The sequence below is a fragment of the Rhizobium sp. Root1334 genome (assembly GCF_001426665.1).
Taxonomy (GTDB): Bacteria; Pseudomonadota; Alphaproteobacteria; order Rhizobiales; family Rhizobiaceae; genus Pararhizobium.
Genome location: NZ_LMEY01000009.1, coordinates 42,920 through 67,638, shown reverse-complemented (window position 1 = coordinate 67,638; position 24,719 = coordinate 42,920). Strand labels below are relative to the sequence as shown.

The following is a 24,719-nucleotide window of genomic DNA, read 5'->3' as shown; positions in this document are numbered from 1 at the left end:
AGCCATTCCCCCCCCATCATCAAGTCAGTTGCGCAAGCAGACGATGCAGGCCTACTGCACCAGAATCGCCCGAAAATCATTGACGTTGGTCCCTGTCGGTCCCGGCTTGAAAATGTCACCGACCGCATCGAATGCGGTCCAGGCGTCGTTGCGGTCGAGTAAAGCCGCTCCGTCGACACCGGCCCTTGCAAGACGCGACACACTCGTGTCGTCCGCGAATGCCCCGGCATTGTCCTCCGACCCATCGATACCATCGGTATCGGCGGCCAGCGCCGAAATGCCGTCAGCACCATCGATCCCGAGCGCCAGTGACAAGAGGAACTCGCTGTTGCGCCCGCCCTTGCCCTTGCCCCGGATCGTCACCGTCGTCTCGCCACCTGAGAGAATGACCACTGGCTTTTGAAAAGGCCGGTTTCTAGCGGCAACCTCGCGGGCAATCGCCGCATGCACGGGCCCGACCTCCCGTGCCTCGCCCTCGATGGCATCAGACAGGATCACGGCCTCGACACCCGCCGCCCGTGCCGTTTCGGCCGCAGCCTCCAGCGAAACCGCAGCCGAGGCGACAAGCCGGACCGCGTTGCGGCGAAACCTTTGGTCGGCCGGGTTGGGAGCTTCAGACGCATCGCTGCGGATATACGCCATCACCTTTTCCGGCAATTCCAGGCGATAGCGTTCGATGACCCTCAAAGCATCGTCGCGCGTGCTTTTGTCCGGGATGGTCGGCCCCGAAGCCACCAGCGCCGGATCATCACCGGGAATGTCCGAGACCACCAGCGACACGACCTTCGCGGGCCACGCCGCAGCAGCCAGCCGCCCGCCCTTGATACCCGAAACGTGCTTGCGGATGGCGTTCATTGCACTGATCGGCGCGCCCGATGTCAGAAGCGCCCGATTGACGGCGATTTCATCCTCCAGCGTCAGATCACCAGCCGGCAACGGCAACAGCGCCGAGCCGCCGCCGCAGATCAGTGCCACGACGAGGTCGTCTTCCGTGAGACCACTGACCTCCTCCAGCAACCGGCGCGATGCCTTCAGCCCGTTTTCGTCGGGCAGCGGATGCGATGCCTCCAACACCTCGATCCGCTCGCAGCGCGCACCATAGCCGTATCGCGTCACGACAGCACCGGTGAGCGGTCCACCCCACAGCCGCTCGAACACCTGCGCCATCTGGGCAGCCCCCTTGCCGGCGCCAATCACCACCGTGCGGCCCTTGGGTTTTTCCGGCAGGTTGGCGGCCAGCACTTTTGCCGGGTCAGCGGCAGCGACCGCCGCATGAAACAGCGTTTCCAAAAATGCTTTCGGGTCGGCGATCGCGGGCATGTCTTTTATCCTCATTCATGAAAAGACCGGGCAGCCCTCCTCCTGGCTGCCCGGTCTTTGTCGTCAGGCGACCGCGTGGTTGGCCATGCGTTCAAGCGCCGTGACGAGACCCGAGTGATCGAGCCCGGCATCGCCGTGGGCAGCGCAGCTGTTGAACAGTTCCTGCGTTGCCGCCGTGTTCGGCAGCGAAACACCGATGGTCTTTGCGCCCTGAAGGGCGAGGTTCAGGTCCTTCTGATGCAGCGAGATGCGGAAACCCGGATCAAAAGTGCGCTTGACCATGCGGTCGCCATGCACTTCCAGAATGCGCGACGAGGCAAAGCCGCCCATCAGGGCCTCGCGGACCCGTGCCGGATCGGCGCCGGCCTTGGAGGCGAAGACCAGCGCTTCCGCGACAGCCTCGATGGTGAGCGCGACGATGATCTGGTTGGCAACTTTCGTCACCTGTCCATCACCGCAATCGCCGACCAGCGTGATGTTCTTGCCCATCAGCTTGAGCAGCGGCAGTACCCGGTCAAAACTTGCCTGCGCACCGCCCGCCATGATCGACAGCGATGCGTTCTTTGCACCGACCTCGCCGCCGGACACCGGGGCGTCGATATATTCGGCGCCCGTCTCGCGAACTCGTCTGGCGAATTCCTTCGTCTCGATCGGCGAGATCGAGCTCATGTCGATCACCAGCTTGCCCGCCGACAGGCCGAAGAAAACGCCGTTTTCGCCGAACAGGACATCCTTCACTTCCGGCGTGTCCGGCAGCATCAGGATGATAGTATCGACCTTCTCGGCCAGCGCCTTCGGTGTTTCGACGAACTTCAGGCCGTTGTCGATCAATTCCTGCTTCGGCGGGATATGGAATGTCGAGGTAACGACGGTGTGGCCGGCATCCTGCAGGTGGCGCGCCATCGGCGTGCCCATGATACCCAGTCCGATAAAGCCGATTGTGGCCATGATGCTTAACTCCTGATCTTGATGATGTCTGCGCCGTGCGACTGGCGGTGCGTCTCGGTAAACCAGCCGAGCCCTTCGGATGTCGTGGTGCGCGGCTTGTATTCGCAGCCGATGAAGCCGTCATATCCGGCCGCCTCCAGCGCCTCGAAGACGAAGGGATAGTTGATCTCGCCGGTGCCCGGCTCGTTGCGGCCGGGATTGTCGGCCAGTTGCACATGGGCGATCTGCCCCTGGTATTTCTTGAACGTGCCGATCAGCTCGCCCTCGGTGCGCTGCTGATGGTAGAGATCGTACTGGATGAACAGGTTGTCGCTGCCGACTTCCTTGATGATCGAGGCTGCCTGCTCCACCGTGTTGAGGTAGAAGCCGGGGATATCGAACCGGTTGATCGGCTCGATCAACAGCCGGATGCCGTGCTTCTTCAACTCGCCCGCAGCCAGCCGCAGATTGGCAACGAAGGTCGCCCTGAGCACGTCGTCCGATACGCCGACCGGCGCGATGCCGGAGAGGCAGTTGATCTGCGTGCAGCCAAGCGCGGTTGCGTAATCGATGGCCGAAGCCACGCCGCGGCGGAATTCATCCACCCGGTCGGGCAGGACGGCGATGCCGCGCTCGCCACCGGCCCAGTTTCCGGCCGGCAGGTTATGCAGCACCTGAGTCAGGCCGTTGACCTCGAGTGCCGCCTTCAGCGCCTTGGCGTCGAAGTCATAGGGGAAGAGATATTCCACAGCGTCGAACCCGGCCTTGGCGGCCAGCGCGAACCGGTCGAGGAACGGCACCTCGTTGAATAGCATCGTCAGGTTTGCCGCAAATTTTGGCATGAGAAAATCCTCCGTTCTCTGATCAGTCGAGCAGCGCCATGATCGCCGTCGGGGCGTCCTCGCCGCGTTCGGCCAGTTCCTCGAATTCAACGACAGCATTGATGTCGGCGCCCATCGAGATGTTGGTGACGCGCTCAAGGATGAATTCGATGACGACGGGCACCTGATGTTCCTCCATCAACGCCTGCGCCTTGGCAAAAGCCTCCTGGAACTCGTTCGGGCTCCTGACCCGGATCGCCTTGCAGCCCAGACCTTCGGCCACCGCCACGTGATCGACGCCATATCCCTTCTCGGCATCGCCGGAATGGTTGATATTGTCGAAGGCGAGGCTGACTTCGAAATCCATGTTCAGCCCGCGCTGCGCCTGGCGGATGAGGCCGAGATACGAGTTGTTCACCACCACGTGCAGGTAAGGCAGCTTGTGCTGGGCGCCGACGGCCAGCTCCTCGATCATGAACTGGAAATCATAGTCGCCCGAAAGCGCCACGATCTTCCGCTCCGGATCGGCGGCACGCACACCGAGCGCTGCCGGCAACGTCCAGCCGAGCGGGCCGGCCTGGCCGCAATTGATCCAGTTGCGTGGGCGATAGACATGCAGGAACTGCGCACCGGCGATTTGGCTGAGGCCAATGGTCGAAACGTAGCAAGTGTCGCGGCCGAACGCCTTGTTCATCTCCTCGTAGACGCGCTGCGGCTTCAGCGGCGTCTGGTCGAAATGCGTCTTGCGCAGCATCGTCCGCTTGCGCTCGCGGCATTCTTCGGCCCAGCCCGACCAGTCCTTCAGCTTGCCCGCCGTCTTCCATTCCGTCGCAACATCGAGGAACAACTTCAGCGCGGCGCCCGCATCCGAAACGATGCCGAAATCCGGGGCAAAGACGCGGCCGATCTGAGTCGGCTCGATATCGACATGGACGAACTTGCGCCCTTCGGTATAGGTCGGCACGTTGCCGGTGTGGCGGTTGGCCCAGCGGTTGCCGACACCGAGCACGAAATCGGAGGCGAGCAGGTTGGCATTGCCGTAGCGGTGCGATGTCTGCAGCCCGCACATGCCAGCCATCAGCGGATGGTCGTCCGGGATCGTGCCCCAGCCCATCAGCGTCGGAATGACCGGGATGCCGGTGATCTCGGCAAATTCGGTCAGCAGATCGGACGCATCTGCATTGATGATGCCGCCACCGGCAACGATCAGCGGCCGCTCCGCTTCGTTGAGCATCGCGATCGCCTTTTCGGCCTGCGCCCGCGTCGCAGATGGCTTGTAGGCCTCAAGCGGCGCATAGGTATCGATATCGAACTCGATTTCGGCCAGCTGCACATCGACCGGCAGGTCGATCAGCACCGGACCGGGACGGCCCGAGCGCATCAGGTGAAACGCCTTTTGGAAAACGAACGGCACCAGCGCCGGTTCCATCACGGTCACCGCCCATTTGGTCAGCGGACCGGCGATCTTGGCGATATCGACCGCCTGGAAATCCTCCTTGTCGAGCCGGGCGCGCGGCGCCTGGCCGGTAATGCATAGGATCGGGATCGAATCCGCCTGGGCCGAATAGAGCCCGGTGATCATGTCGGTTCCGGCTGGTCCCGAAGTGCCGATGCAGACGCCGATATTGCCATGCTTGGCGCGGGTATAGCCCTCCGCCATATGCGAGGCACCCTCGACATGGCGTGCCAGGATATGGCGCACCGAACCGCGGGCCTTCAGCGCCGAGTAAAAGGGATTGATCGCAGCACCCGGAACCCCGAAGGCGCAATCGACGCCTTCCTTCTCCAGAACCAGAACCGCCGCATCGACTGCGCGCATTTTCGCCATGAGTTTATCCTCCATCGTGTGAGGATCAGGGTAATCCAATTTTTCCGGCGGGCAATCAATAAATGGAAATCATTCCCACTATATGGAAATAAACATCTTCAACGAATCCGCTATGAATGGCGGCGTTCTGGAGCATGATAAATGGCTACGGAATTCATGCACGGCAGCCAATCCGTCTTCTCCCCAGCGGGGAGAGGTGGCGCAAAGCGCCGGATGAGGGGGGCGAAGCCATTGATTCAGGAACTTGCCGAACCGCCCCTCATCGCCTCGCATGCGCTCGGCACTTCCCCCCGTGGGGGAGAAGGGGAAGATACGGAAGCACCCGTTCCGCTTTCGGCAGCGATGCACTATGTCATGGACGATCAGAGAAAACGGAGCTGACATGGCCGACAAGCCGACACAACAGGATCAACTGCGCGCCAAACCCGGCCGCAAGGCCAGCGAAAATGCCGTTCCCTCCTCCGTGCAGGTGCTCGATCGCAGTTTGAAACTGCTCGATCTCGTCGCCAGCGCCGATGGCGCGGCACTGACGGAGCTGTCCGATCAGTCCGGCATGGCGCCCTCTACCGTTCATCGTCTGCTCACCTCGCTTGCCAATCACGGCATGGTCACCCACGATGCCGAGACCGGCGCCTGGACGATCGGGCTGAAAGCCTTCGAGATCGGCAACGCCTTCCTGCGTTTCCGCAAGCTCGGCACGATCAGCCGTCCTTTCCTGAAAAACCTGATGGAGCTTTCGGGGGAAACCGCCAATATCGGCATCGAGGATGGCGGCGATGTGGTCTTCATCTCGCAGGTCGAAAGCCACGCGCCGATGCGCGCCTTCTTCCGCCCCGGCCGCCGTGGCCCCGTTCATGCGTCCGGCATCGGCAAGGCCATCCTCTCGACCTGGCCAAACGCCGATATCGAGCGACTGATCTCGCCGCACCCGCTGACAAGGTTTACCGGAAAGACCCGCGACACCCTGCCGAAGCTTCTCACCGATATCGAAACCATCCGCGCGCGCGGCTGGTCGATCGACGACGAGGAACACACGCTCGGCATGCGCTGCCTCGCCGCCCCGATCTTCAACGAATACGGCGAGGCTATCGCCGGCATCTCGGTATCAGGCCCGGCCGTCAGGCTACCGGACGAGACGCTGGCCGCACTTGGCCCGGCGGTGATGGCTGCCGCCGACGGCGTGACACAGGCGATGGGCGGACGGCGGTACGGCGGTCACACCCACACCTCATGAAGGACGCCGGAGCGGCGGCCTTCCGGTTTGCAGTTCACCAGCATCAATGTCCGGGATGCAACGCGTCGTTCAGATACATGCAGGTCAGCATCGTAAAGACATAGGCCTGGATGACCGACATCAGCATTTCCAGCGCCGTCAGGGCAACGGTCATTATCAACGGCAGCACGGCGCCGATAATTCCGAGCGTTCCAAGGTCGGTCATCGACGCCACGAAACCCGCAAACACCTTCAGGGTAATATGTCCGGCCAGCATCACCGCGAAAAGGCGGACGGAATGGCTGATCGGGCGGGACATGTAGGAAATCACCTCGATCGGGATGATGATCGGCGCCAGCACCATCGGAATCCCGGCCGGCATGAACAGCCGGAAAAAGCCGAACCCGTGCTTCACCAAGCCGTAGATCGTCACCGTGCCAAACACGATCATCGCCAGCGCGAAGGTGACGATGATGTGGCTGGTGACCGTGAAGGCAAACGGAAACATGCCGATCAGGTTGGCGAAAAGGATGAACATGAACAGCGAGAACACCAGCGGGAAGAACCGCATGCCCTCCTTCCCGGCATTCTCGCGCAGGGTTTTGCCCGCGAATTCGTACAGCAGTTCCGACACCGATTGCCAGCGGCCGGGCACGAGGCTGCGCTTGGCCGTGCCGACCAGAAGCAGGCCGGAGGCAAGCACGACCGTCAGGACCATATAGGCGGAGGAATTGGTGAAGCTCAGGTCGACACCACCCGCAGCCAGTTCCACAAGTGGCTTGATTTCGAATTGTTCAATAGGACCGGCCATCGGTTATCCTTGAAAAGAGGTCGCGGCCACGCGCAGGTCCGCACGCCGGCGAACAGGCGCAAGGACACGCGCGATGGGATCGCGGGACTGAATGATGAAAACGAAGGAAAGGATTTTCACGGGCGGCTCCTGCTCTCACGAATGAGATGCGGGGCCGTCCCCGGAATGGTCGAGGCGCAGGTCGTCCTGCGCAGGGGTCTGATAGACATATCCTGCGGCGATTGCAACCCGCCGCAGGCCATCCGATATCAACTGGTGAACAGCATCAGGGTAAACACCGCAAACACCATCAGATGCAGCAGCCCCTGCGTGATCGACGTCCGGCGCCCGAGATAGGTCATGGCCGTCAAACCCACGGTTAGGGCGAACAGCACCGTCTCTGTGGGCGAGATCCCGAAGACCACCGTCTTGCCCGTCACCAGGCCGACCGCCAGCACGGCGGGAACGGTGAGCCCGACCGTCGACACGAAGGCCCCGAGGCACAGGTTGATTGCCCGCTGCGTTTCGTTGTTGAGCGCCGCCTTCACGGCGGTGATCGATTCGGGCGTGAAGACGATGATCGCAATTAACACGCCGCCGACAGCCACCGGCGCACCGGCGGTGGCGACGCCATAGTCGATGACGACGGCAAGATCGTGCGCCAGAAGGACGATCGGGATCATCAGGGCGATCAGAACAACGGTATGCGTGAGCAGCTTGCGCCGGTTCGAACCGGACTGCGCGGTTGCCACCGCGCTAGTGGCCGTCACCGTTTCCCGGCGGATGGACATTGCGCCCGCAGGCGGCTGCATGAAATGGATCTTGTACCGGCCCATCTGCAGAGCCAGGAACGCAGCGTAGAGCGCTGCGGTCAACAATGCGATCACGACGGCCTGCGAAGGCCAGAACGTGCCGTTGCCGGTCGTCAGCGTGTTGGGCAGAATGAGCGCCACACCCGCAAGCACCAGCGTCATCGAAATGAAGGCCAGGGCACCCTGCGCGTTATATTCCTGCTCGCCGTGACGCCATGCGCCGGCAACCAGGCAGAGGCCGGTAACCAGGTTCATGATGATCATCATCACGGCGAAGATCGAATCCCGCGCGATGGTCGGCGCGTCGCTCGGGCCCAGCAACACGGCGGCGATGAGAATGACCTCGATCGACACGATCGAAAGCGTCAGGGTCAGCGTTCCATAGGGCTCGCCCAGTGCGTGGGCCAGATGGTCGGCCTCGCGTACGACACCGAACGACCCGAGCAGGATCGTTCCGAACAGGGCGGCGAAACAGGCAATCGCCGTCGAAACCGTCATCGGCTGGGAAAGCCAGGCGGACCCGTTCCACAGGAACAGGATGACCACCAGCCAGGCGATGACGAGTTTCAGATAAGGGCTGTGGATCAGGCTAGGGGAAGATTTCGGCAGCAAGACTTGTGAACCTCACAAGGGGCCGTCCCCAACAATAGGATCGCGGCAGGGTCGTCCGTGCCGGGCTTCTTAAGAAGCATATGGGTTGTTTCTAACAATCGAACGCGCTGGAGTCCAGCCACCGGAACTGGCCTTGATGCCACGATGTTGACCGGGGCTGCCGATCGCCCGTTGCGATCCGCAGCCCCGGACCCTGTCCAGTATCAGTTCCGTGCCACCCAATCATGCCAATCGGCTTCGCTGCCACGGAACACATTGAGATCGATCCGGCCCTCGACACCGTGCGAAAGGCCCGAACCCGAATATTGCCAGAACACCCATTTGCGGCCCGGATAGACCTGCGACGGATGTGCCGCCACCGAGCGCAGCCAGAACGGGTAGTTCTTGAATTCGCCTGCCAGGTTGTCGCGGTAGAAGTCGGGCGCGGTATAGATCACCGGACGCTTGCCATAATGGCGCTCCAGCTTGTCCATGAATACCTGCATCTTCTCAAGCGTCTTGGCCCGCGACAGGCGGAATTTGCAGCTCGATTCACCGTTATATTCAACGTCGATCACCGGGGGCAGCGCATCGGGATCGCGCGGCACGTTGCGGATGAACCAGTCGGCCTGTTCGCCGGCCGTCCGGCACCAGTAGAAGAAGTGATACGCGCCGCGCTTCAGCCCGGCATCCTTCGCTCGCTTCCAGTTCGTCTTGAACATCGGGTCTAGATGATCGCCGCCATCGGTGGCCTTGATATAGGCGAAGTTGGCGCCTTGCGTGCGTAGTTTCGCCCAGTCCATGTCTGCTTGCCAGCGCGATACATCGACGCCGTGTACGGCGAGCTTGCGCGGCGAAGCCTTGCCGAAATTGATCGGATGCGCATCGCGGAACTGATGGCTGTAGATTTGCCCGCGGCGGGTCCGCTTGGTGCTGGTCACCGGATCATCCGGCATGATCATCGCCACCGGCCGCTCAGCCGGAACCGCCATGCCTTGGGTCGACATGGATTCGAATGCCTGCGACTGCGGAATCTGCCCTGCCCAGGCCAGTTGCTCGGGATGGCTTTCAGCCTGCGCAATCACAGCGCCGACATCGGCCGTCGGCACGGGCGCCGCAACGACGGAGCTGGTCGTCTCTTTCGACGGCAGTCCGCTCACCAGGCTTTCCGGCCCGGAACTCGATGTGCAGCCGGCCACAAGAAGGCCGGCAAGGAGGATCGCTGGAAGAGCCGAAAAACGCATGAGACCCCGTACGCAAAACAAAGAAACAGGCGGCACCCGCCCCACTGAATTCAATTCCTAACGGAAAATTACCAACAAAGATTGAATCCGATCTTTCTTACGTACGATGGACGCAAATTTGGAAAGGAGCGGCGATTTTATCACTGATAACGGGGACGTCCCGATGCGATGCCCCCCCTTTTCCCGGCGCTTGATAGAAAAATCATCCCCGCCAATCCCCGCCCTGAGAACCCGTGCCATACTCACGTCGTCCCATCACGGATACACCGGAAAGCGTTGCCGGCGAGGTGGGGCCGGTGCCCGGACGGTTTGGCGAAACGCGCGTCAAATCCCCGGGGCTGCGTGAAAGGTGGTTCTCCTCCGGTTCGCAAATGAACCGGGCGTGCCGGGTGGTCACACCGTTCTTGGACGGCAAATCCCCGGGGCTGCGTGAAAGGTGGTTCTCCTCCGGTTCGCAAATGAACCGGGCGTGCCGGGTGGTCACACCGTTCTTGGACGGTCCAGGGCCAGACCCCGCCGGATTGGAAGGCTTGGCGGATAAGCGGCCGGGTTGGGGCATTGGAGGCTTTCCTGTCAGAGAGGAAAGCGCAGAAGAACCTGAGAAGCGCGGCAAAAAACATCGAACGGGGCGCCGGAAGGCGTCATATAAACTTATTTTGCTCCGGCACTTTCCAGCGCCCCGGCCAGATAAGCACCAGACAAAACCACGGCGGATCTTTCCGGGCGTGGCTTGAGGACGTGGAAGGTTCGGCGCACTCCCTCTTCTCCCCATCGGGGAGAAGGTGGCCCGCAGGGCCGGATGAGGGGGCCGCGAACTCCGTGTTAGCCGAAACGCCCCCTCATCGTCTCGCATCCGCTCGACACTTCTCCCCGCTGGGGAGAAGAGAGAACGCCCCTCCCCCTCAAGGCGGGATAACCGCCTTACGCCGTCTCCAGCGTCCGGACCGAAGCACCAACCTTGCGCTTCTTCATCGCCTTGCCCGCCACATAGACTTCGGCGACACAGCGGTCGTCACCCATCGTCTGCAGGATGAAGAGTTCGTCGGTCAGCGATTTCGCCGTACGCATCCGCAGATCCATCGCCGATTTGCCACTCGAGTCCAGGACGACGATATCGGCGTCGGCGCCCACGTGCAGCGAGCCGATGCGGTCCTGAAGTCCGAGCGCCCGGGCATTGCCGAGCGTCATACGATAGAAGGAATTGAGCGGCGACAGCCGCTGGCCCTGCAGGTGCAGCACCTTGTAGGCCTCGTCCATCGTCTCCAGCATCGAGAAGCTGGTTCCTGCCCCGACATCGGTCGCCACCGACCAGCGGGCGCCGAGCCTGTCGAACCGGTCGCGGTCGAACAGGCCGGAACCGAGGAATAGATTGGAGGTGGGGCAGAACACGCCAACCGCGCCGGTCTCGGCCAGAACCGAAATCTCCCGGTCGCTGAGATAGATGCAATGCCCCAGCAGCGTCTTGTCCGTCAGAAGATCGTAGCGGGCATAGATGTCGGTATAGTCCTTGGCATCCGGATAGAGCGAGGTGGCAAAGGCGATCTCGTCCCGGTTTTCCGACAGATGCGTCTGCACGTAGCAATCGCGGTGTTCGGCCACCAGCGCCTGGCTCATTTCCATCTGCTCCGGTGTCGAGGTGATGGCAAAGCGCGGGCTGATCGCATAATGCGCCCGTCCACGGCCATGCCATTTGCCGATCAGCCCCTTGGTCTCGTCATAGCCTTTTTGCGGCGTATCGCGCAATGCATCCGGCGCATTGCGGTCCATCATCACCTTGCCGCCGACCATCAGCATGCCGCGCTGTTCGGCCGCCGTGAAATAGGCGTCCACACTCTGCGGATGCACCGAGCAGTAGGCAGCAGCCGTTGTCGTACCGTTCGACAGCAGTTCGTCCATGAAACGCCCGGCGATAAAGGCCGCGTGCTCCAGTTCGGCGAATTTCTGTTCCTCGACGAAAATATAGGTGTTCAACCATTCCAGCAGCTGGGCGCCATAGGAGGCGATCGCCTGGGTCTGGGGGAAATGCAGATGCGTGTCGATCAGCCCGGGCAGGATCAGGTGCGGCCGGTGATCGGCCACCGCGACGCCGGGACCGGCAGTCTTGCTGATGTCGGCATAATCGCCGATGGCGGCGATCTTTCCGTTGCGCACCAGCACCGCGCCATCGTCCACGGTCAGATAGGATGCCGTATCATCGATCCCCTGGGGCTCGTCGATAAAAGTCAGCACCCGTCCACGGATCAGGAGTTCGCTCATTGGGTTTTTCCTCCGTTCACAACTGTCTCGTACCAGGCGACCAGAAGCTTGCGCTCGTCGTCGGTCACGGCCGTCACATTGGCCGGCGGCATCGCGTGCGTGCGCCCGGCCTGCAGGTAGATTTCCCGCGCATGGTTTGCGATCTGGGCATCGGTTTCCAGCACCACGCCCTTCGGCGGCTTGATCATGCCTTCCCAGCCCGGTTCCTGCGCATGACACATGGCGCAGCGCCCGAGGATGGTATCGCGCACCTTCGGAAAGGCTTCCGCGGTCACGAACGGCTGCTGCGCGGACGACACCTGCTCCGGTGCGCCGGTCAGGATCTTCGGCACGGTCGAAAGCCACATGATGACGATGAAGAGCAGCACGGTGGCAAGCCATGTCCAAGTCGGGTTGCCGGTGTTGGCGTGGCGGGTATTGAAATAGTGCCGGATGGTGACACCCATCAGGAACACCAGCGAGGCGATGATCCAGTTGAACTGCGTGCCGAAGGCCAGCGGATAGTGGTTCGACAGCATCAGGAACAGGACAGGCAGCGTCAGATAGTTGTTGTGCGTCGAGCGCTGCTTGGCGATCCGGCCGTATTTCGCATCCGGCGTGCGACCGGCGATGAGGTCGGCGACGACGATGCGCTGGTTCGGCATGATGATGAAGAACACGTTGGCCGACATGATCGTCGCCGTGAAGGCACCGAGATGCAGGAAAGCGGCGCGGCCAGTAAACAGCTGCGTATACCCCCAGGCAACGGCGACCAGGATGAAGTAGAGCGCCACCATCAGCCGGGTGTTGTCATTGCCAAAAGGCGATTTGCAGAGCAGGTCGTAGATGATCCAGCCGAAGGCAAGCGAGGCGAGCGAAATGCCGATGGCGACGGGCTTGGAAACATCCAGCACGTTCGGATCGATCAGGTAGAGATCCGCACCGGCATAATAGACCAGACACAGCATGCCGAAGCCGGAAAGCCAGGTGACATAGCTCTCCCATTTGAACCAGATCAGGTGTTCCGGCATGTTGGCAGGCGCCACGAGATATTTCTGGATATGGTAGAAGCCGCCGCCATGCACCTGCCACTCCTCGCCATAGGCGCCTGCCGGAAGGTCCGGACGCTTGCGCAGGCCAAGGTCGAGCGCGACGAAATAGAACGACGAGCCGATCCAGGCGATGGCGGTGATGACGTGGAGCCAGCGGACGGCGAAGGTCAGCCAGTCCCAGGCGATGGCGTATTCATACATATGGGCCTCCCTATTTGGGAGCTTTCTGCCATCGCGCGATCTTCGCTGAAATGCCGGTTAATCCCCAACACTTTCAAAAAAAACTATAAGATCGCCCCCGATGCCGTTCGATTTTCAATGTGGTAGAAGAAATCCATGTCCTATCTCGATAACGTGCGCGTCTTTGTCCGGGTCGTTGAACTCGGTACCCTCTCCTCCGCCGGCCGCGACCAGCGGGTGACCCCTGCCGTCGCCAGCAATCGCATCAAGGAGCTGGAACGGCACCTTGGCGTGCGCCTGTTCAACCGCACCACGCGCAAGCTCTCACCGACGGAACATGGCCGGGTGTTCTATCAGGGCGCGGTCAAGATCATCGAGGCGGTCAACGAAGCCGAAAGCGCTATCGCCGATCTCTCGCACAACCCGAAGGGGTCGCTCCGGATCACAGCCCCACTCGGCATTGGCCGGCGCCTGATCGCGTCGGGCATTCCGGAATTCCATGACAAGTATCCGGATATCGAGGTGCGTTTGCGTCTCTCCGACCACAATGTCGATATCTTGAGCGAAGGCGTCGATGTCGCCTTCAAGCTCGGCGTGCTGGAAGATTCCAACCTGCGCATGCGCGGCATCCTCAACTGTCAGCGCGTGGTCTGCGCTGCCCCCGGATATCTTGCAAAACGCGGCACGCCGGAAACGCCGGATGCACTGATCGACGACAAGCACGACTGTCTGCTTTTACGCTATCCGGGCTCGAAGGAATATTACTGGACGCTGCAGACGCCGGACGGCACCCGCAAACTGGAAATCGGCGGCCCCTACGATTCCGACGATGGCGACGTCCTGACCCAGTGGGCGCTCGAAGGCCGCGGCATCATCAACAAGCCGCTGTTCGAGGTAAAGAGTTATCTCAACGAAGGCTCGCTGGTGGAAATCCTCAAAGACACCCCACCCGCCAGCGTCCAGCTCGCCGCGATCTATCCGCACAAGCGCTTCCAGGACCCGAAGGTCCGGCTGATGATCGATTTCATGGCTGAACGCTGTCAGCGGATGATCGGCAAGATGCTGGAGTAGAGCGTTATCGGGCGCTCACCGTGAAGCGGCTGCTCCGGACCACATCAGTTGCGCCTGAATCATGATTGAGCGCTGCGGCCATCACTTCCGCCGCCGCCAACGCAGCAATCACCGCCGGGCGCTTGTCCTTCACCGCCGTGCCGCCGATCGGGCAGATCAGGCGGTCGAACAGTTCCGGGCGCCCAACCTCGCGGGAGAGCCAATTCTTGAACGTCGCGCGCTTCGTCTTCGAGCCGATCATGCCGACATAGGCGGCATCGTCGCGGCGCAGGGCTTCCGCGGCGATCAGGAAATCGAGCGCGTGGTCATGGGTGAGGATAACGAAGGAACTTCCGGCCGGAGCGTCGCGCACCACCGCCTCCGGCATCGCCGTCAGGCAGGTTTCGATACCGGGAACCGTCGAAGCAGCCAGTTCGTCCTCGCGGGTATCGACAAGCACGATACGCAAGGGCACCAGCGACAAGGCCATCGCCAGTGCATCGCCGACATGACCGGCGCCAAACACATAGACGTGAGGCCGGGCGGCCATCTCGCGATCGCTGCGCGCAATGAGGAATGTGGAAAGTTCGGGGCTCATCTGCGTGAAGGAAAGCCCGACACGGCCGCCGCAGCACTGGCCGATTTCCGGGCCGAGCGGAACGTTCATCTCTTCGGCAGGCACGCCCTGCCGCAGGCTGCGGCGCGCATGGTCAATGGCCATATATTCCAACTGACCGCCGCCAATGGTCCCGAACAGGCCTTCGGCCGCCACCAGCATCCAGGCATCGGTATCACGCGGCGTCGAACCGGCGGCACCCGTCACTTCGACGAACACGCAGCCCGGCTCGCGGCGCAGGAAATCCCTGATGTCTTCGCGCTTGGTGGCCATGTCCAATCACCCGTTTCTTGCCGCGCGGCGCATCCGCTCGATGCCGAGCAAAACCCGCTCCGGCGTCGCCGGCGCATCAATGCGCGGTGAAATACGATACTCCGCAACGCTCGCCGCCGCCATCGAGATTGCTTCCAGCACCGAGATCGGCAGCATGAACGGTGGCTCGCCGACCGCCTTGGAACGGCGGATCGTCTCTTCGCGGTTGACGGACCATTCGGCGAGCTTGACGTTGAAGATGCGCGGCCGGTCAGAGGCGAGCGGGATCTTGTAGGTGGACGGTGCATGGGTTCTGAGCCGCCCCTTGCCATCCCACCACAGTTCCTCGGTCGTCAGCCAGCCCATGCCCTGCACGAAGGCACCCTCGACCTGGCCGATATCGAGGATCGGATTGAGCGACTTGCCGGCATCGTGCAGCACATCGACGCGGTCGACCTGGTATTCGCCGGTCAGCGTATCGACGCTGACCTCGGAGCACGACGCGCCGTAAGCGTAGTAGAAGAACGGACGCCCCCGGCCTTCGGCGCGGTTCCAGTGAATTTTCGGCGTCTTGTAAAAGCCCGCAGCCGAAAGCTGGATACGGGATCCATAGGCGATCTTGATGAACTCCGAAAAGGCAATGCGCTCGGCGCCAACGCGGACCGTGTTCGGCTCGAACGCGACGTCGGCTTCGCTGACATTCCAGCGCTCGGCCGCAAAGGTCACCAGCCGCGCCTTGATCTGCTGGGCCGCATTGGCGGCGGCCATGCCGTTGAGGTCGGAGCCGGAAGACGCCGCCGTCGCCGAGGTGTTCGGCACCTTGCCGGTCGTTGTCGCGGTCACCTTGATCCGGTCTAGATCGACCTGGAATTCGTCGGCCACCACCTGCGCCACCTTAGTATAGAGCCCCTGCCCCATCTCGGTGCCGCCGTGGTTGAGATGGATCGATCCATCGGCATAGACATGCACCAGCGCGCCGGCCTGGTTATACTCCGTCTTGGTGAAAGAAATGCCGAACTTGACCGGCGTCAGCGCGATGCCGCGCTTGATGATGCTGCTCTTGCGGTTGAAAGCCAGAACCGCCTCGCGCCGCGCCGCGTAATCGCAGGAGGTTTCGAGTTCCTCGATGATGCGGCCGATGATGTTGTCTTCGACGGTCTGGTGATAGGGCGTCAGGTTACGCCCCTCGCCACCGTAGAAATTCAGTTTGCGGATTTCGAGCGGATCCTTGCCCAGCGCATAGGCGACGTCCTCGATCATCCGCTCGCCGCCGACCATGCCCTGCGGGCCACCGAAACCACGAAACGCGGTGTTCGAGACGGTATTGGTCTTCAACGGCCGCGACCGCAGCCGGACATGTGGATAGAAATAGCAGTTATCGGCATGAAACAGCGCGCGGTCGGTGACCGGGCCGGAGAGATCGGCCGAGAAGCCACAACGGGCCGAGAAGGTCGCATCGACCGCTTCGATGCGACCGTCGTCGTCGTAACCGACCTTGTAGCCGACATGGAAATCATGGCGCTTGCCGGTCGCGCTCATGTCGTCGTCGCGGTCCGGACGGATCTTGACGGCGCAGCGGTATTTCTTCGCGGCGAGCGCTGCGACGGCGGCAAACAGATTGGCCTGGGTTTCCTTGCCGCCGAAAGCGCCACCCATGCGCCGCACATTGATGGTGACGGCATTGGAAGCGACGCCAAGCACCTGGCCGACCATATGTTGGGTTTCGCTTGGATGCTGGGTCGAGGAATAGAGCGTGATTTCGTCGTCTTCGCCTGGAATGGCAAAGGAAATCTGGCCCTCGAGGTAGAAATGATCCTGCCCGCCGATGCGCATCTCGCCTTCGAGAATGTTTTTTGCCTTGGCAAATCCCGCAGCGATATCGCCGCGCTCCAGCTTCAGGGGATCGATGACCAGCGGATAATTGGCGGCGGCCGCTTCGAGCACGTCGGTGACATGCGGCAGGTCCTGATACTCGATCTTGACCTTGGCAGCAGCCCGGCGGGCCGCATCGCGGGTTTCGGCGATGACGGCAAAGATCGGCTGGCCGTGGAATTCGACCTTGCCGGTCGCAAAGACCGGGTCATCATGCTTGTGCGCCGGGCTGACATCGTTTTCGCCGGGAATATCGTCTGCCGTCAGCACACCGATCACGCCGGGGGCGGATTTGACGGCATCAAAATCGATCGACAGGATCTGCGCATGGGCGCGCTGCGACAGGCCGAGATAGGCGTGCAGGGTGCCAGCGGGCTCGGGAATATCGTCGATATATTCAGCGGTTCCCGTCACATGCTTGTGGCCGGATTCGTGGCGTTCGTTTTCGTGGACGCCGCCGCGGATGCGATTGATGGGCTGCATGACGTTCATCATCTTCTCCTCACACAGCCTGCTTGCGGTCAAGCCGCACCGGCTCATCGCCCTGCGTTTCCAGATAGAAGCGGCGCAAGAGGTTCTGTGCCACCAGCAGCCGGTAATCGGCAGATGCCCGCCAGTCGGTGAGCGGCGTGTAATCCTTGCCGAGTGCCGCCATGGCAGCTTCTACGGTGGCTTCCGTCCAATCCGCTCCGATTAACGCCGCTTCGGCATTGTCGGCCCGCTTCGGCGTTCCGGCCATGCCGCCATAGGCGATCACGGCATCGGAGATTTCGCCATTCTCATCGAAGGTCAGGCGGAAGGCGCCACAGACGGCGGAAATGTCCTCGTCCAGCCGCTTGGTGATCTTGTAGACAGCGTAAAGGGCGTTTTCGTTCAGGAATGGAATGCGCACGGCCTCAACAAATTCACCAGGTTGGCGGTCCTGTTTGCCATATTCGATGAAGAAGCTTTCGAGCGGCACAGAGCGGCTAATCTTGCCCTTGCGCAGCACGACGGACGCACCGAGCGCGATCAGCGCCGGCGGCGTATCGCCGATCGGCGAACCGTTGGCGATGTTGCCGCCGATCGTACCCATGTTGCGCACCTGCTGGCCGCCGATTCGGTTCCACAACTCGATGAGCTGAGGGAAATGTTTTGCGATCAGCGGAAAGGATTCGGTGTAGCTGACACCGGCGCCAAAGGTGATGCCGGCCTCATCGACGGCAATGCGGCGCAACTCGTCGAGATGGCTGAGATGCACGACCGGCGCGATATCGCGCATGAACTTCGTCACCCACAGACCGACATCGGTGGAACCGGCGACGATGCGGGCTTTCGGCTCCGCCTCATAGATTTCGGCGAGATCATCGACCGAAGCCGGCAGCAGGAAACGCTCGGAGCCTTCACCGATCTCGACGCGCTTGCCGTCCTTCAACGCTTCCAGCTTCTCGACAATCTTAGCGCGTTCCGCAACCAGCGGATCACGGTCGAGGTCGCCGATCACCGAGACTGCCTCGGCGGCGCGCAGGATGGCGGCATAGCCCGTGCAGCGACAGAGATTGCCCTGCAGCGCCTTCTCGATCTCCGCGACCGACGGCTTCGGGTTTTCCATCCACAGCCCATAGAGCGACATCACGAAGCCGGGCGTGCAGAAGCCGCATTGCGAAGCGTGCGTATCGACCATGGCCTGCTGCACCGGATGCAGCGGGCCGCCCGGCACGGCGAGCGAATCCACCGTCACGATATGGCAGCCGTCAAGCGAGCCGACGAACCGGATGCAGGCGTTGACCGATTCATACTTCAGGCGGCCATCCAGCAGGCGGCCAACCAGTACGGTGCAGGCACCACAGTCGCCTTCGGCGCAGCCTTCCTTGGTGCCGCGCAGATTGCGGTCAAGCCGCAGGAAATCGAGCAGAGTCTGAACCGCCGAGACGGCGGAGAGCTCGACCTGACGATGATTGAGCAGGAAGCGGATGGAGCTGCGGATCTGGACGGTCATGGCTTAGCTCCCGCGATAGGTCGAATAGCTGTAGGGCGACAGCAACAGCGGCACATGATAGTGCGCCGACACATCCGCGATGCCGAAGCGAATGGGGATGATGTTAAGAAATGCGATCTCGCCATCCGTCTGGCCGAGATAATCGCCGGCGTAAAAGCGCAGCTCATAGGTCCCGGGCTTCATGGCATCGCCGCTGAGCAGCGGCGCATCGCAGCGGCCGTCATCATTGGTGCGGGTCGAGCCGATCTCTACGGCGCGCTCGCCGTCGATGCGGAAGAGATCGATGCGCAGGTTCTCGGCAGGCTTGCCAAGCGCCGTGTCGAGCACGTGGGTCGTCAGCCGGCCGGCTGTTCCAGATTGCATGCGTTTCACCTCCCGAAGACTGCATTCATTCGGCCACTATCCGTCATTCCACTTCCCTGTAGTAGCGGGCGGATCGTTCGAGACTTTCAAAATTTTGAGGGGGAATGGCGCGTGCGATTTGCGGTTAGAAATCGGCCAATCGAACGTTTTGGGAGGAATGATTTCATGCGATATCCACGCGATCTCCAGGGCTATGGCGCCACCGCACCAAACGCTGCCTGGCCGGACGGTGCCCACATCGCCGTGCAGTTCGTCGTCAACTACGAAGAGGGTGGCGAAAACTGCGTGTTGCATGGCGACATCGCCTCGGAGGCCTTCCTGTCGGAAATCGTCGGTGCTAGCGCATGGACGGGACAGCGCCACTGGAACATGGAATCGATCTATGAATACGGTGCCCGCGCCGGTTTTTGGCGGCTGCACCGGCTTTTGACCGAGCGTGATGTCCCCGTCACCGTCTATGGTGTCGCAACCGCCCTGAAACGCTCCCCGGAACAGGTGGCAGCCATGCAGAGTGCTGGCTGGGAAATCGCCTCGCACGGGCTGAAATGGGTCGAGCACAAGGACATGGACCCGGCCGAGGAACGCAAGCAGATCGCCGAGGCAATCCGCTTGCACACGCTGGTGACCGGTGAGCGGCCACGCGGCTGGTATACCGGCCGCTGTTCGGAAAACACGGTCGATCTCATCAGTGAGGAAGGTGGCTTTGCCTATGTCTCCGATAGCTATGCCGACGACCTGCCCTACTGGCATGAGCATGGCGGCAAGCCCCAGCTGGTCATTCCTTACACGCTCGATACCAACGACATGCGCTTTGCCACCCCCCAAGGGTTCAACAGCGGCGACCAGTTCTTCAGCTATCTGAAGGACACATTCGACGTGCTCTATGCAGAGGGTGCTGAAGGGGCGCCAAAGATGATGAATATCGGCCTGCATTGCCGCCTTGTTGGACGGCCGGGACGCGCCGCAGCCCTTGCCCGGTTCATCGATTACGTGAAGAGCCATGACCAGGTCTGGCTCGCCCGGCGCATCGATATCGCCGATCATTGGGCTAAGACCTTTCCCTTCAAGGCGAATGACAGCCGCCCGTCGCGTCTTTCGGAAGAGACCTTCATTGCCCGCTTCGGCGGCGTCTTCGAACATTCGGACTGGATCGCCCGGCGCGCCTTTGCGGGCGAGTTGGGAGCGGCCAACGATACCGCCATCGGTCTGCATGCCGCATTGGCTGCCGTCTTCCGTGGTGCCAGCGAAACGGAGCGGTTGGCGGTGCTCAACGCCCACCCGGATCTCGCCGGGAAATTGGCGCAGGCCAAGCGCCTGACCGAAAGCTCGACCAGCGAACAGGCATCCGCTGGCCTCGATGCTCTGACAGACGCTGAGCGCGAACAGTTCAACACGCTCAATGGCCGTTATGTCAAAACCTTCGGCTTTCCCTTCATCATCGCCGTGCGCGGCCTCGACAAGAGCGACATCCTGGCGGCCTTCCAACGCCGCATCGGCAATGACTGGCAGGCAGAATTTCAAACGGCCTGCCGTCAGGTCGAGCGGATCGCGCTGCTGCGTCTGACCGACATGCTGCCGAACTGAGGGGGAGATGATGAAGACGATCCATATCCGGCCATTGACCCGCGAGGCCTTCGCCCCCTTCGGTGAGGTTCTGGAAACCGAGGGCGCCCACAATTTCCCGATCAACGCAGGTAAATGTGTGCGTTATCATGATCTCGCCAAGATTGAGACGACCGGCGAAAAGGCCCGCCCGATGATCAGCCTGCTGCGCGGCGAGCCTTATCCGCTGCCGCTTGAACTCGGCATGGTGGAACGGCACCCGTTCGGCAGCCAGGCATTCATACCACTCAGCGAACATCCTTTTCTTGTGGTTGTCGCCGAAGAGACCCCGGATGGCCCGGGCGAACCGATCGCCTTCAAGACGGCACCTGGACAGGGCGTCAATATCGGCCGCAACGTCTGGCACGGTATCCTGACACCGCTCGATGGGGTCTCCGACTTCGCCGTCGTCGACCGCGCCGGCGATGGTATCAATCTGGAGGAGCATTTTTACGAGGCACCGTTTTTGGTCTGCTAAGCGCTTCCCAGCACTGTTAGAAAAGGCCAGCCACGCTTACTTTCGACCGGCAAGAAATTCTGCGGGACGATGTCGATTTCCGAAAAGCCCGTTCGTCGTTAGGATGACCGGCCATTGAGGCCGGTTCTAACAAGGAGATAGACGATGCGTGTGATGGTGCTCGTGAAAGCGACCGAAGACAGCGAAAAGGGCTTTTTCCCAACAGCCGAGACGAATGCGATGATGGAGGCGATGGGCAAGTTCAACGACGAACTGCGCGATGCCGGCATCCTGCGCGACGCGGACGGCCTCAAACCTTCCTCGGCGGGAAAGCGCGTTGCCTTCGATGGATCTCGCCGCACCGTCATTGATGGACCGTTCGCCGAAGCCCGCGAACTGGTGGCCGGCTTCTGGCTCTGGGACGTCAAGGACATGGAGGAGGCCGTTGCCTGGGTCAAGCGCTGCCCCAACCCGATGCCGGGGCCGAGCGAGATCGAAATCCGGCCGTTGTATGAGATGGCTGACTGGCAATGAGGCACTGACGCGCAGGGCACGAAATCGGTGGGTGCGAAGCCCGGCGGCCGGGAACCGGCGCCGGGCCTCTGGCATTATTTATTGTTCTGGCGGCCATGGCAGATGACTGAACGCTGTAACGCACGCGCCATTTCTGCTCATCCTAACGCACGACGCGATACGCCATGCCGAGAGACCTTGGAGCAGTTTCCTTGAAGCCGAACTTTTCATAGAGCGTATTTGCCGGCACATCCGCGATCAGACTGACATAGGCGGAAACAGGAAGCTCGTTTTCGATATACCCCATAATGGCTTTCATGATCATCTTTCCAAGCCCGCGCCCCTGATGTTCGGGATGAACGGCAATGTCCACGACCTGGAAGAAACAACCGCCATCCCCGATCAGTCGTCCCATCCCAATCGTTGAGCCTTCGAACAAAACCAATGCGGAAAAAACGGTGCCCGCCAACCCCTTGCCAGCTGCCTCTTGCGAGAACGGGCTCAGCCCCGCCACGGAACGAAGATGCAGATAGTCTTCTATAGAAGGCGTTTGAGCCACGATTGAATAAGCACGCTGGTCCATCCGAAATCTCCGATCGCATCACCCTTGCGATTTCGTTTATCATCCTGTCCACCAGGAAGCACTCCTGGCCGGGACCTGCCGGGCGCTATCCACAATCCGGACGAACCTCTCTTGCACCTCATGGCCGAAATAGGGTCGATCAATGAAAGCGCCCCTGAACCACCGGCGGTAGAGCAAACTTGCCATATAAAAACGGGCCGCGATGGATGCGGCCCGCACTATATTCAGATCGCTTGAAACGAGACGGCTGTTCGCCGCCTCGTTGTGGCACTCACTCCGCGAAGAACGCGAAGCGGATGACGAACAGAGCCGCGACGATGAAAGTGGCCGGGTGGATGGCGCGCCATTTGCCAGTGAAAGCTTTCAGGACGACATAGCTGATGAAGCCGAAGGCGAGGCCGTTGGCGATCGAGTAGGTGAAGGGCATGGCAAGGGCTGTCAGCGCTGCCGGTGCGGCTTCGGTCAGGTCTTCCCAATCGACTTCAGTCAGTTCGCGCATCATCAGGCCGGCGACATAGAGCAGAGCCGGGGCTGTTGCATACGTGGGCACCGAGGCAGCCAGCGGCGAGATGAACAGCGAGGCGAGGAACAACACGGCGATGACCAGAGCAGTCAGACCAGTACGGCCGCCAGCCTGCACGCCGGATGCGCTTTCGACATAGGCCGTGGTGCTGCTGGTACCCATCAGCGAACCGGCGACGATGGCGGTGCTGTCTGCCAGAAGCGCGCGGCCGAGGCGGCTGGGTTTGCCTTCCTGGATGAGGTTGGCCCGCTTGGCGACACCGATCAGCGTGCCCGTCGCATCGAACACTTCAACCAGAACGAAGACGAGGATGACATGGACCAGGCCACCATGCAGTGCACCGACGATATCGAGTTGCAGGAAGGTCGGGGCCATGCTGGGCGGCATCGAAACGACACCCTGGAACTGGCTGACGCCGGTGATCCATGACAGCACGGTGACGGCAAGAATACCGATCAGGATCGCACCGCGAATTTTCAGGGCATCGAGCACCGCAATGACGAAGAAGCCGAAGATCGCCAGCAGCGGACCGGTGGCCTTGAGGCTGCCGAGGCCGACCAGCGTTGCCGGATTATCGACGACGATACCGGCATTCTTAAGGGCGATGATGCCGAGGAAAAGGCCGATACCGGTGGCGATCGCACTCCGCAGCGAATGCGGAATGCCCTGAATCAGCCAACTGCGGATCCCCGTCACGGTCAGGAAGAGGAAGATCAGGCCCGAGATGAAGACGGCGCCGAGCGCCTGCTGCCAGGTGAAGCCGAGGGCGGCAACGACTGTGAAGGCGAAGAAGGCATTCAGGCCCATGCCAGGCGCCATGCCGATCGGCCAATTGGCGACCAGCGCCATGATCATCGAACCGAGCGCTGCGGCGAGACAGGTGGCGACGAAGATGGCGTCGCGGTCCATGCCGGTGGTCGACAGAATATCCGGATTGACGAAGATGATGTACGACATCGTGAGAAATGTCGTGACGCCCGCGACCAGTTCGGTGCGGATCGTCGTATTGTGCTCACTCAGCTTGAAGAGCCGTTCAAACATATTTCCTCCCTTGGCCGGAAAAATCCATTCCCGGCGCATGCCACTGACTGGCCGCCTTCTCCTCTGGCAACCAACCACACTGTACCGATCTTCAAGCCATCATGACTTGTCAGGGCCCCTGCCCGATCAGTATCCGGCTACCATTACGGCACGCCGGATGTCTCATTCACGGTTTCTTGATTGTGCGTTTTCGCGCTGCGGATCGCTAGCCATCCATTTCGACGCGGCAAACGAAAGACTTTCAAATTTTTCGGGGAACAGCTTTGAGTAGAATGGGGGGGCGCCCGGTGAAAAGCACCGCTATTCAGACGACAAACAGGGCAAAACGCTCGAGATTTCGCAGGTTTGGCATGCACGTCATTGTGTGAGCATCTGCAGCAAAGTCAAGCGCGGCTCAGCTGCGTTCGATATCGCGACGAAGCACGATCGATGTCGTCAGGTCATCGACATTCTCCATCGTCGCCACTTCGTTCCTGAGTTCGTTCAAGGCATTGATCGATCCCACCTCCACTTCGACGACAAGATCGAGCTGGCCGCTGACCGACGATACCTTGCGCACGGAGGAGAAGCCCGCCAGCCGGTCGAGCACGCCGATGGAGGGCGTCTTCTTCAGCGTCAAAAGCAGGAAGGCATGCACCTGCCCCTCGTCGAGCTGGCCGATATCGGCCCGATAACCACGAATGATCCCGGCCTTTTCCAGCCGGTTTACGCGCTCGGTCGTGGCGCTTCTGGACAGGCCGATGCGGCCGGCAAGCGACTTCATCGGGATACGGGCTTCGCGCGACAGGATGCTCAAGATCGTGCGGTCGATCGCGTCTGTATCCTGCATGAGTTTGCGCCTTTCAAAGTGCCGACA

21 protein-coding genes are annotated in these 24,719 nt (G+C 61.4%); 5 read left to right on the top strand and 16 right to left on the bottom strand.

The genetic code is table 11. The annotated features are described in order from the left end of the window. Positions 1-51 precede the first annotated feature (51 nt). The 4 genes from ASD36_RS13010 to gcl form a co-directional block, all read right to left on the bottom strand. A complete protein-coding gene (locus ASD36_RS13010; protein ID WP_060509153.1) occupies positions 52-1,320 on the bottom strand; it encodes a glycerate kinase in 1,269 nt (422 codons plus the stop codon). 63 nt (positions 1,321-1,383) lie between these two features. Then, on the bottom strand, positions 1,384-2,268 hold the full coding sequence (locus tag ASD36_RS13005; protein WP_060509151.1) for a 2-hydroxy-3-oxopropionate reductase: 885 nt from the start codon (positions 2,266-2,268) through the stop codon (positions 1,384-1,386). Between the two features lie 5 nt (positions 2,269-2,273). Beyond that, positions 2,274-3,089: a hydroxypyruvate isomerase gene (gene hyi / locus ASD36_RS13000; RefSeq protein ID WP_060509150.1), complete on the bottom strand. Its 816-nt coding sequence runs from the start codon at positions 3,087-3,089 to the stop codon at positions 2,274-2,276. Between the two features lie 22 nt (positions 3,090-3,111). Beyond that, the gene (gcl, locus tag ASD36_RS12995; protein ID WP_060509314.1) at positions 3,112-4,896 is read right to left on the bottom strand and encodes a glyoxylate carboligase; all 1,785 of its coding nucleotides are present in this window, start codon (positions 4,894-4,896) and stop codon (positions 3,112-3,114) included. Between the two features lie 382 nt (positions 4,897-5,278). On the opposite strand from gcl, the gene ASD36_RS12985 reads away from it, so the two are divergent. Beyond that, on the top strand, positions 5,279-6,130 hold the full coding sequence (locus ASD36_RS12985) for an IclR family transcriptional regulator (protein WP_060509146.1): 852 nt from the start codon (positions 5,279-5,281) through the stop codon (positions 6,128-6,130). A gap of 43 nt (positions 6,131-6,173) precedes the next feature. Here ASD36_RS12985 and ASD36_RS12980 read toward each other — a convergent pair whose 3' ends face one another. From ASD36_RS12980 to ASD36_RS12960, 5 genes are all read right to left on the bottom strand, one after another. After that, entirely contained in the window at positions 6,174-6,920 is a 747-nt protein-coding gene (locus ASD36_RS12980; protein WP_060509143.1) for a F0F1 ATP synthase subunit A, read from the bottom strand. Between the two features lie 248 nt (positions 6,921-7,168). Next, on the bottom strand, positions 7,169-8,323 hold the full coding sequence (locus tag ASD36_RS12975; protein WP_060509141.1) for a calcium:proton antiporter: 1,155 nt from the start codon (positions 8,321-8,323) through the stop codon (positions 7,169-7,171). A 203-nt stretch (positions 8,324-8,526) separates the two neighbouring features. After that, complete coding sequence (locus ASD36_RS12970) at positions 8,527-9,546, bottom strand: GH25 family lysozyme (RefSeq protein WP_060509140.1); 1,020 nt, start codon at positions 9,544-9,546, stop codon at positions 8,527-8,529. Between the two features lie 921 nt (positions 9,547-10,467). After that, positions 10,468-11,802 (bottom strand): guanine deaminase, encoded by a 1,335-nt coding sequence (guaD, locus tag ASD36_RS12965; protein ID WP_060509138.1) that lies wholly within the window; start codon positions 11,800-11,802, stop codon positions 10,468-10,470. After that, the gene (locus ASD36_RS12960; protein ID WP_060509136.1) at positions 11,799-13,034 is read right to left on the bottom strand and encodes a urate hydroxylase PuuD; all 1,236 of its coding nucleotides are present in this window, start codon (positions 13,032-13,034) and stop codon (positions 11,799-11,801) included. The genes guaD and ASD36_RS12960 overlap by 4 nt, the downstream gene beginning before the upstream one ends. A gap of 135 nt (positions 13,035-13,169) precedes the next feature. On the opposite strand from ASD36_RS12960, the gene ASD36_RS12955 reads away from it, so the two are divergent. Beyond that, positions 13,170-14,084 carry a LysR family transcriptional regulator gene (locus ASD36_RS12955; protein WP_060506869.1) on the top strand — a complete coding sequence of 305 codons (915 nt, stop codon included), beginning with the start codon at positions 13,170-13,172 and terminating at the stop codon, positions 14,082-14,084. Between the two features lie 4 nt (positions 14,085-14,088). Here the strand turns inward: ASD36_RS12955 and xdhC are convergent, their stop codons facing one another. Genes xdhC through uraH form a run of 4 tightly spaced genes read right to left on the bottom strand, consistent with a single transcriptional unit; the run spans position 14,089 to position 19,144 of the window. Further along, on the bottom strand, positions 14,089-14,952 hold the full coding sequence (gene xdhC / locus ASD36_RS12950; RefSeq protein WP_060509313.1) for a xanthine dehydrogenase accessory protein XdhC: 864 nt from the start codon (positions 14,950-14,952) through the stop codon (positions 14,089-14,091). Between the two features lie 6 nt (positions 14,953-14,958). Next, positions 14,959-17,295 carry a xanthine dehydrogenase molybdopterin binding subunit gene (gene xdhB / locus ASD36_RS12945; RefSeq protein ID WP_060509133.1) on the bottom strand — a complete coding sequence of 779 codons (2,337 nt, stop codon included), beginning with the start codon at positions 17,293-17,295 and terminating at the stop codon, positions 14,959-14,961. 10 nt (positions 17,296-17,305) lie between these two features. After that, positions 17,306-18,781: a xanthine dehydrogenase small subunit gene (gene xdhA / locus ASD36_RS12940; RefSeq protein ID WP_060509131.1), complete on the bottom strand. Its 1,476-nt coding sequence runs from the start codon at positions 18,779-18,781 to the stop codon at positions 17,306-17,308. A gap of 3 nt (positions 18,782-18,784) precedes the next feature. Beyond that, complete coding sequence (uraH, locus tag ASD36_RS12935) at positions 18,785-19,144, bottom strand: hydroxyisourate hydrolase (RefSeq protein WP_060509130.1); 360 nt, start codon at positions 19,142-19,144, stop codon at positions 18,785-18,787. A gap of 165 nt (positions 19,145-19,309) precedes the next feature. Here uraH and puuE point away from each other — a divergent pair, with 165 nt between their 5' ends. From puuE to ASD36_RS12920, 3 genes are all read left to right on the top strand, one after another. Next, positions 19,310-20,728: an allantoinase PuuE gene (puuE, locus tag ASD36_RS12930; RefSeq protein WP_060509128.1), complete on the top strand. Its 1,419-nt coding sequence runs from the start codon at positions 19,310-19,312 to the stop codon at positions 20,726-20,728. A 10-nt stretch (positions 20,729-20,738) separates the two neighbouring features. Continuing rightward, a complete protein-coding gene (locus ASD36_RS12925; RefSeq protein WP_060509312.1) occupies positions 20,739-21,224 on the top strand; it encodes an ureidoglycolate lyase in 486 nt (161 codons plus the stop codon). A 144-nt stretch (positions 21,225-21,368) separates the two neighbouring features. Further along, positions 21,369-21,737, top strand: a complete 369-nt coding sequence (locus ASD36_RS12920; RefSeq protein WP_060509126.1) for a YciI family protein — start codon at positions 21,369-21,371, stop codon at positions 21,735-21,737. A 142-nt stretch (positions 21,738-21,879) separates the two neighbouring features. Here the strand turns inward: ASD36_RS12920 and ASD36_RS12915 are convergent, their stop codons facing one another. From ASD36_RS12915 to ASD36_RS12905, 3 genes are all read right to left on the bottom strand, one after another. Further along, positions 21,880-22,299 (bottom strand): GNAT family N-acetyltransferase, encoded by a 420-nt coding sequence (locus ASD36_RS12915; protein ID WP_060509124.1) that lies wholly within the window; start codon positions 22,297-22,299, stop codon positions 21,880-21,882. A 271-nt stretch (positions 22,300-22,570) separates the two neighbouring features. Further along, positions 22,571-23,863 (bottom strand): NCS2 family permease, encoded by a 1,293-nt coding sequence (locus ASD36_RS12910; protein WP_060509311.1) that lies wholly within the window; start codon positions 23,861-23,863, stop codon positions 22,571-22,573. Positions 23,864-24,257: 394 nt separating this feature from the next. After that, a complete protein-coding gene (locus ASD36_RS12905) occupies positions 24,258-24,692 on the bottom strand; it encodes an Lrp/AsnC family transcriptional regulator (protein WP_060509122.1) in 435 nt (144 codons plus the stop codon). Positions 24,693-24,719 lie beyond the last annotated feature (27 nt).

What these genes read in the sequence shown, in the direction of transcription:
- ASD36_RS12980 (WP_060509143.1), bottom strand. Translation starts at nt 6,920, where the DNA reads ATGGCCGGTCCTATTGAACAATTCGAAATCAAGCCACTTGTGGAACTG.
- xdhA (WP_060509131.1), bottom strand. Translation starts at nt 18,781, where the DNA reads ATGACCGTCCAGATCCGCAGCTCCATCCGCTTCCTGCTCAATCATCGT.
- guaD (WP_060509138.1), bottom strand. Translation starts at nt 11,802, where the DNA reads ATGAGCGAACTCCTGATCCGTGGACGGGTGCTGACTTTTATCGACGAG.
- ASD36_RS12960 (WP_060509136.1), bottom strand. Translation starts at nt 13,034, where the DNA reads ATGTATGAATACGCCATCGCCTGGGACTGGCTGACCTTCGCCGTCCGC.
- ASD36_RS12955 (WP_060506869.1), top strand. Translation starts at nt 13,170, where the DNA reads ATGTCCTATCTCGATAACGTGCGCGTCTTTGTCCGGGTCGTTGAACTC.
- ASD36_RS12920 (WP_060509126.1), top strand. Translation starts at nt 21,369, where the DNA reads ATGCGTGTGATGGTGCTCGTGAAAGCGACCGAAGACAGCGAAAAGGGC.
- ASD36_RS12910 (WP_060509311.1), bottom strand. Translation starts at nt 23,863, where the DNA reads ATGTTTGAACGGCTCTTCAAGCTGAGTGAGCACAATACGACGATCCGC.
- puuE (WP_060509128.1), top strand. Translation starts at nt 19,310, where the DNA reads ATGCGATATCCACGCGATCTCCAGGGCTATGGCGCCACCGCACCAAAC.
- ASD36_RS12915 (WP_060509124.1), bottom strand. Translation starts at nt 22,299, where the DNA reads ATGGACCAGCGTGCTTATTCAATCGTGGCTCAAACGCCTTCTATAGAA.
- hyi (WP_060509150.1), bottom strand. Translation starts at nt 3,089, where the DNA reads ATGCCAAAATTTGCGGCAAACCTGACGATGCTATTCAACGAGGTGCCG.
- gcl (WP_060509314.1), bottom strand. Translation starts at nt 4,896, where the DNA reads ATGGCGAAAATGCGCGCAGTCGATGCGGCGGTTCTGGTTCTGGAGAAG.
- ASD36_RS12925 (WP_060509312.1), top strand. Translation starts at nt 20,739, where the DNA reads ATGAAGACGATCCATATCCGGCCATTGACCCGCGAGGCCTTCGCCCCC.
- uraH (WP_060509130.1), bottom strand. Translation starts at nt 19,144, where the DNA reads ATGCAATCTGGAACAGCCGGCCGGCTGACGACCCACGTGCTCGACACG.
- xdhB (WP_060509133.1), bottom strand. Translation starts at nt 17,295, where the DNA reads ATGAACGTCATGCAGCCCATCAATCGCATCCGCGGCGGCGTCCACGAA.
- ASD36_RS12905 (WP_060509122.1), bottom strand. Translation starts at nt 24,692, where the DNA reads ATGCAGGATACAGACGCGATCGACCGCACGATCTTGAGCATCCTGTCG.
- ASD36_RS12985 (WP_060509146.1), top strand. Translation starts at nt 5,279, where the DNA reads ATGGCCGACAAGCCGACACAACAGGATCAACTGCGCGCCAAACCCGGC.
- ASD36_RS13010 (WP_060509153.1), bottom strand. Translation starts at nt 1,320, where the DNA reads ATGCCCGCGATCGCCGACCCGAAAGCATTTTTGGAAACGCTGTTTCAT.
- xdhC (WP_060509313.1), bottom strand. Translation starts at nt 14,952, where the DNA reads ATGGCCACCAAGCGCGAAGACATCAGGGATTTCCTGCGCCGCGAGCCG.
- ASD36_RS13005 (WP_060509151.1), bottom strand. Translation starts at nt 2,268, where the DNA reads ATGGCCACAATCGGCTTTATCGGACTGGGTATCATGGGCACGCCGATG.
- ASD36_RS12970 (WP_060509140.1), bottom strand. Translation starts at nt 9,546, where the DNA reads ATGCGTTTTTCGGCTCTTCCAGCGATCCTCCTTGCCGGCCTTCTTGTG.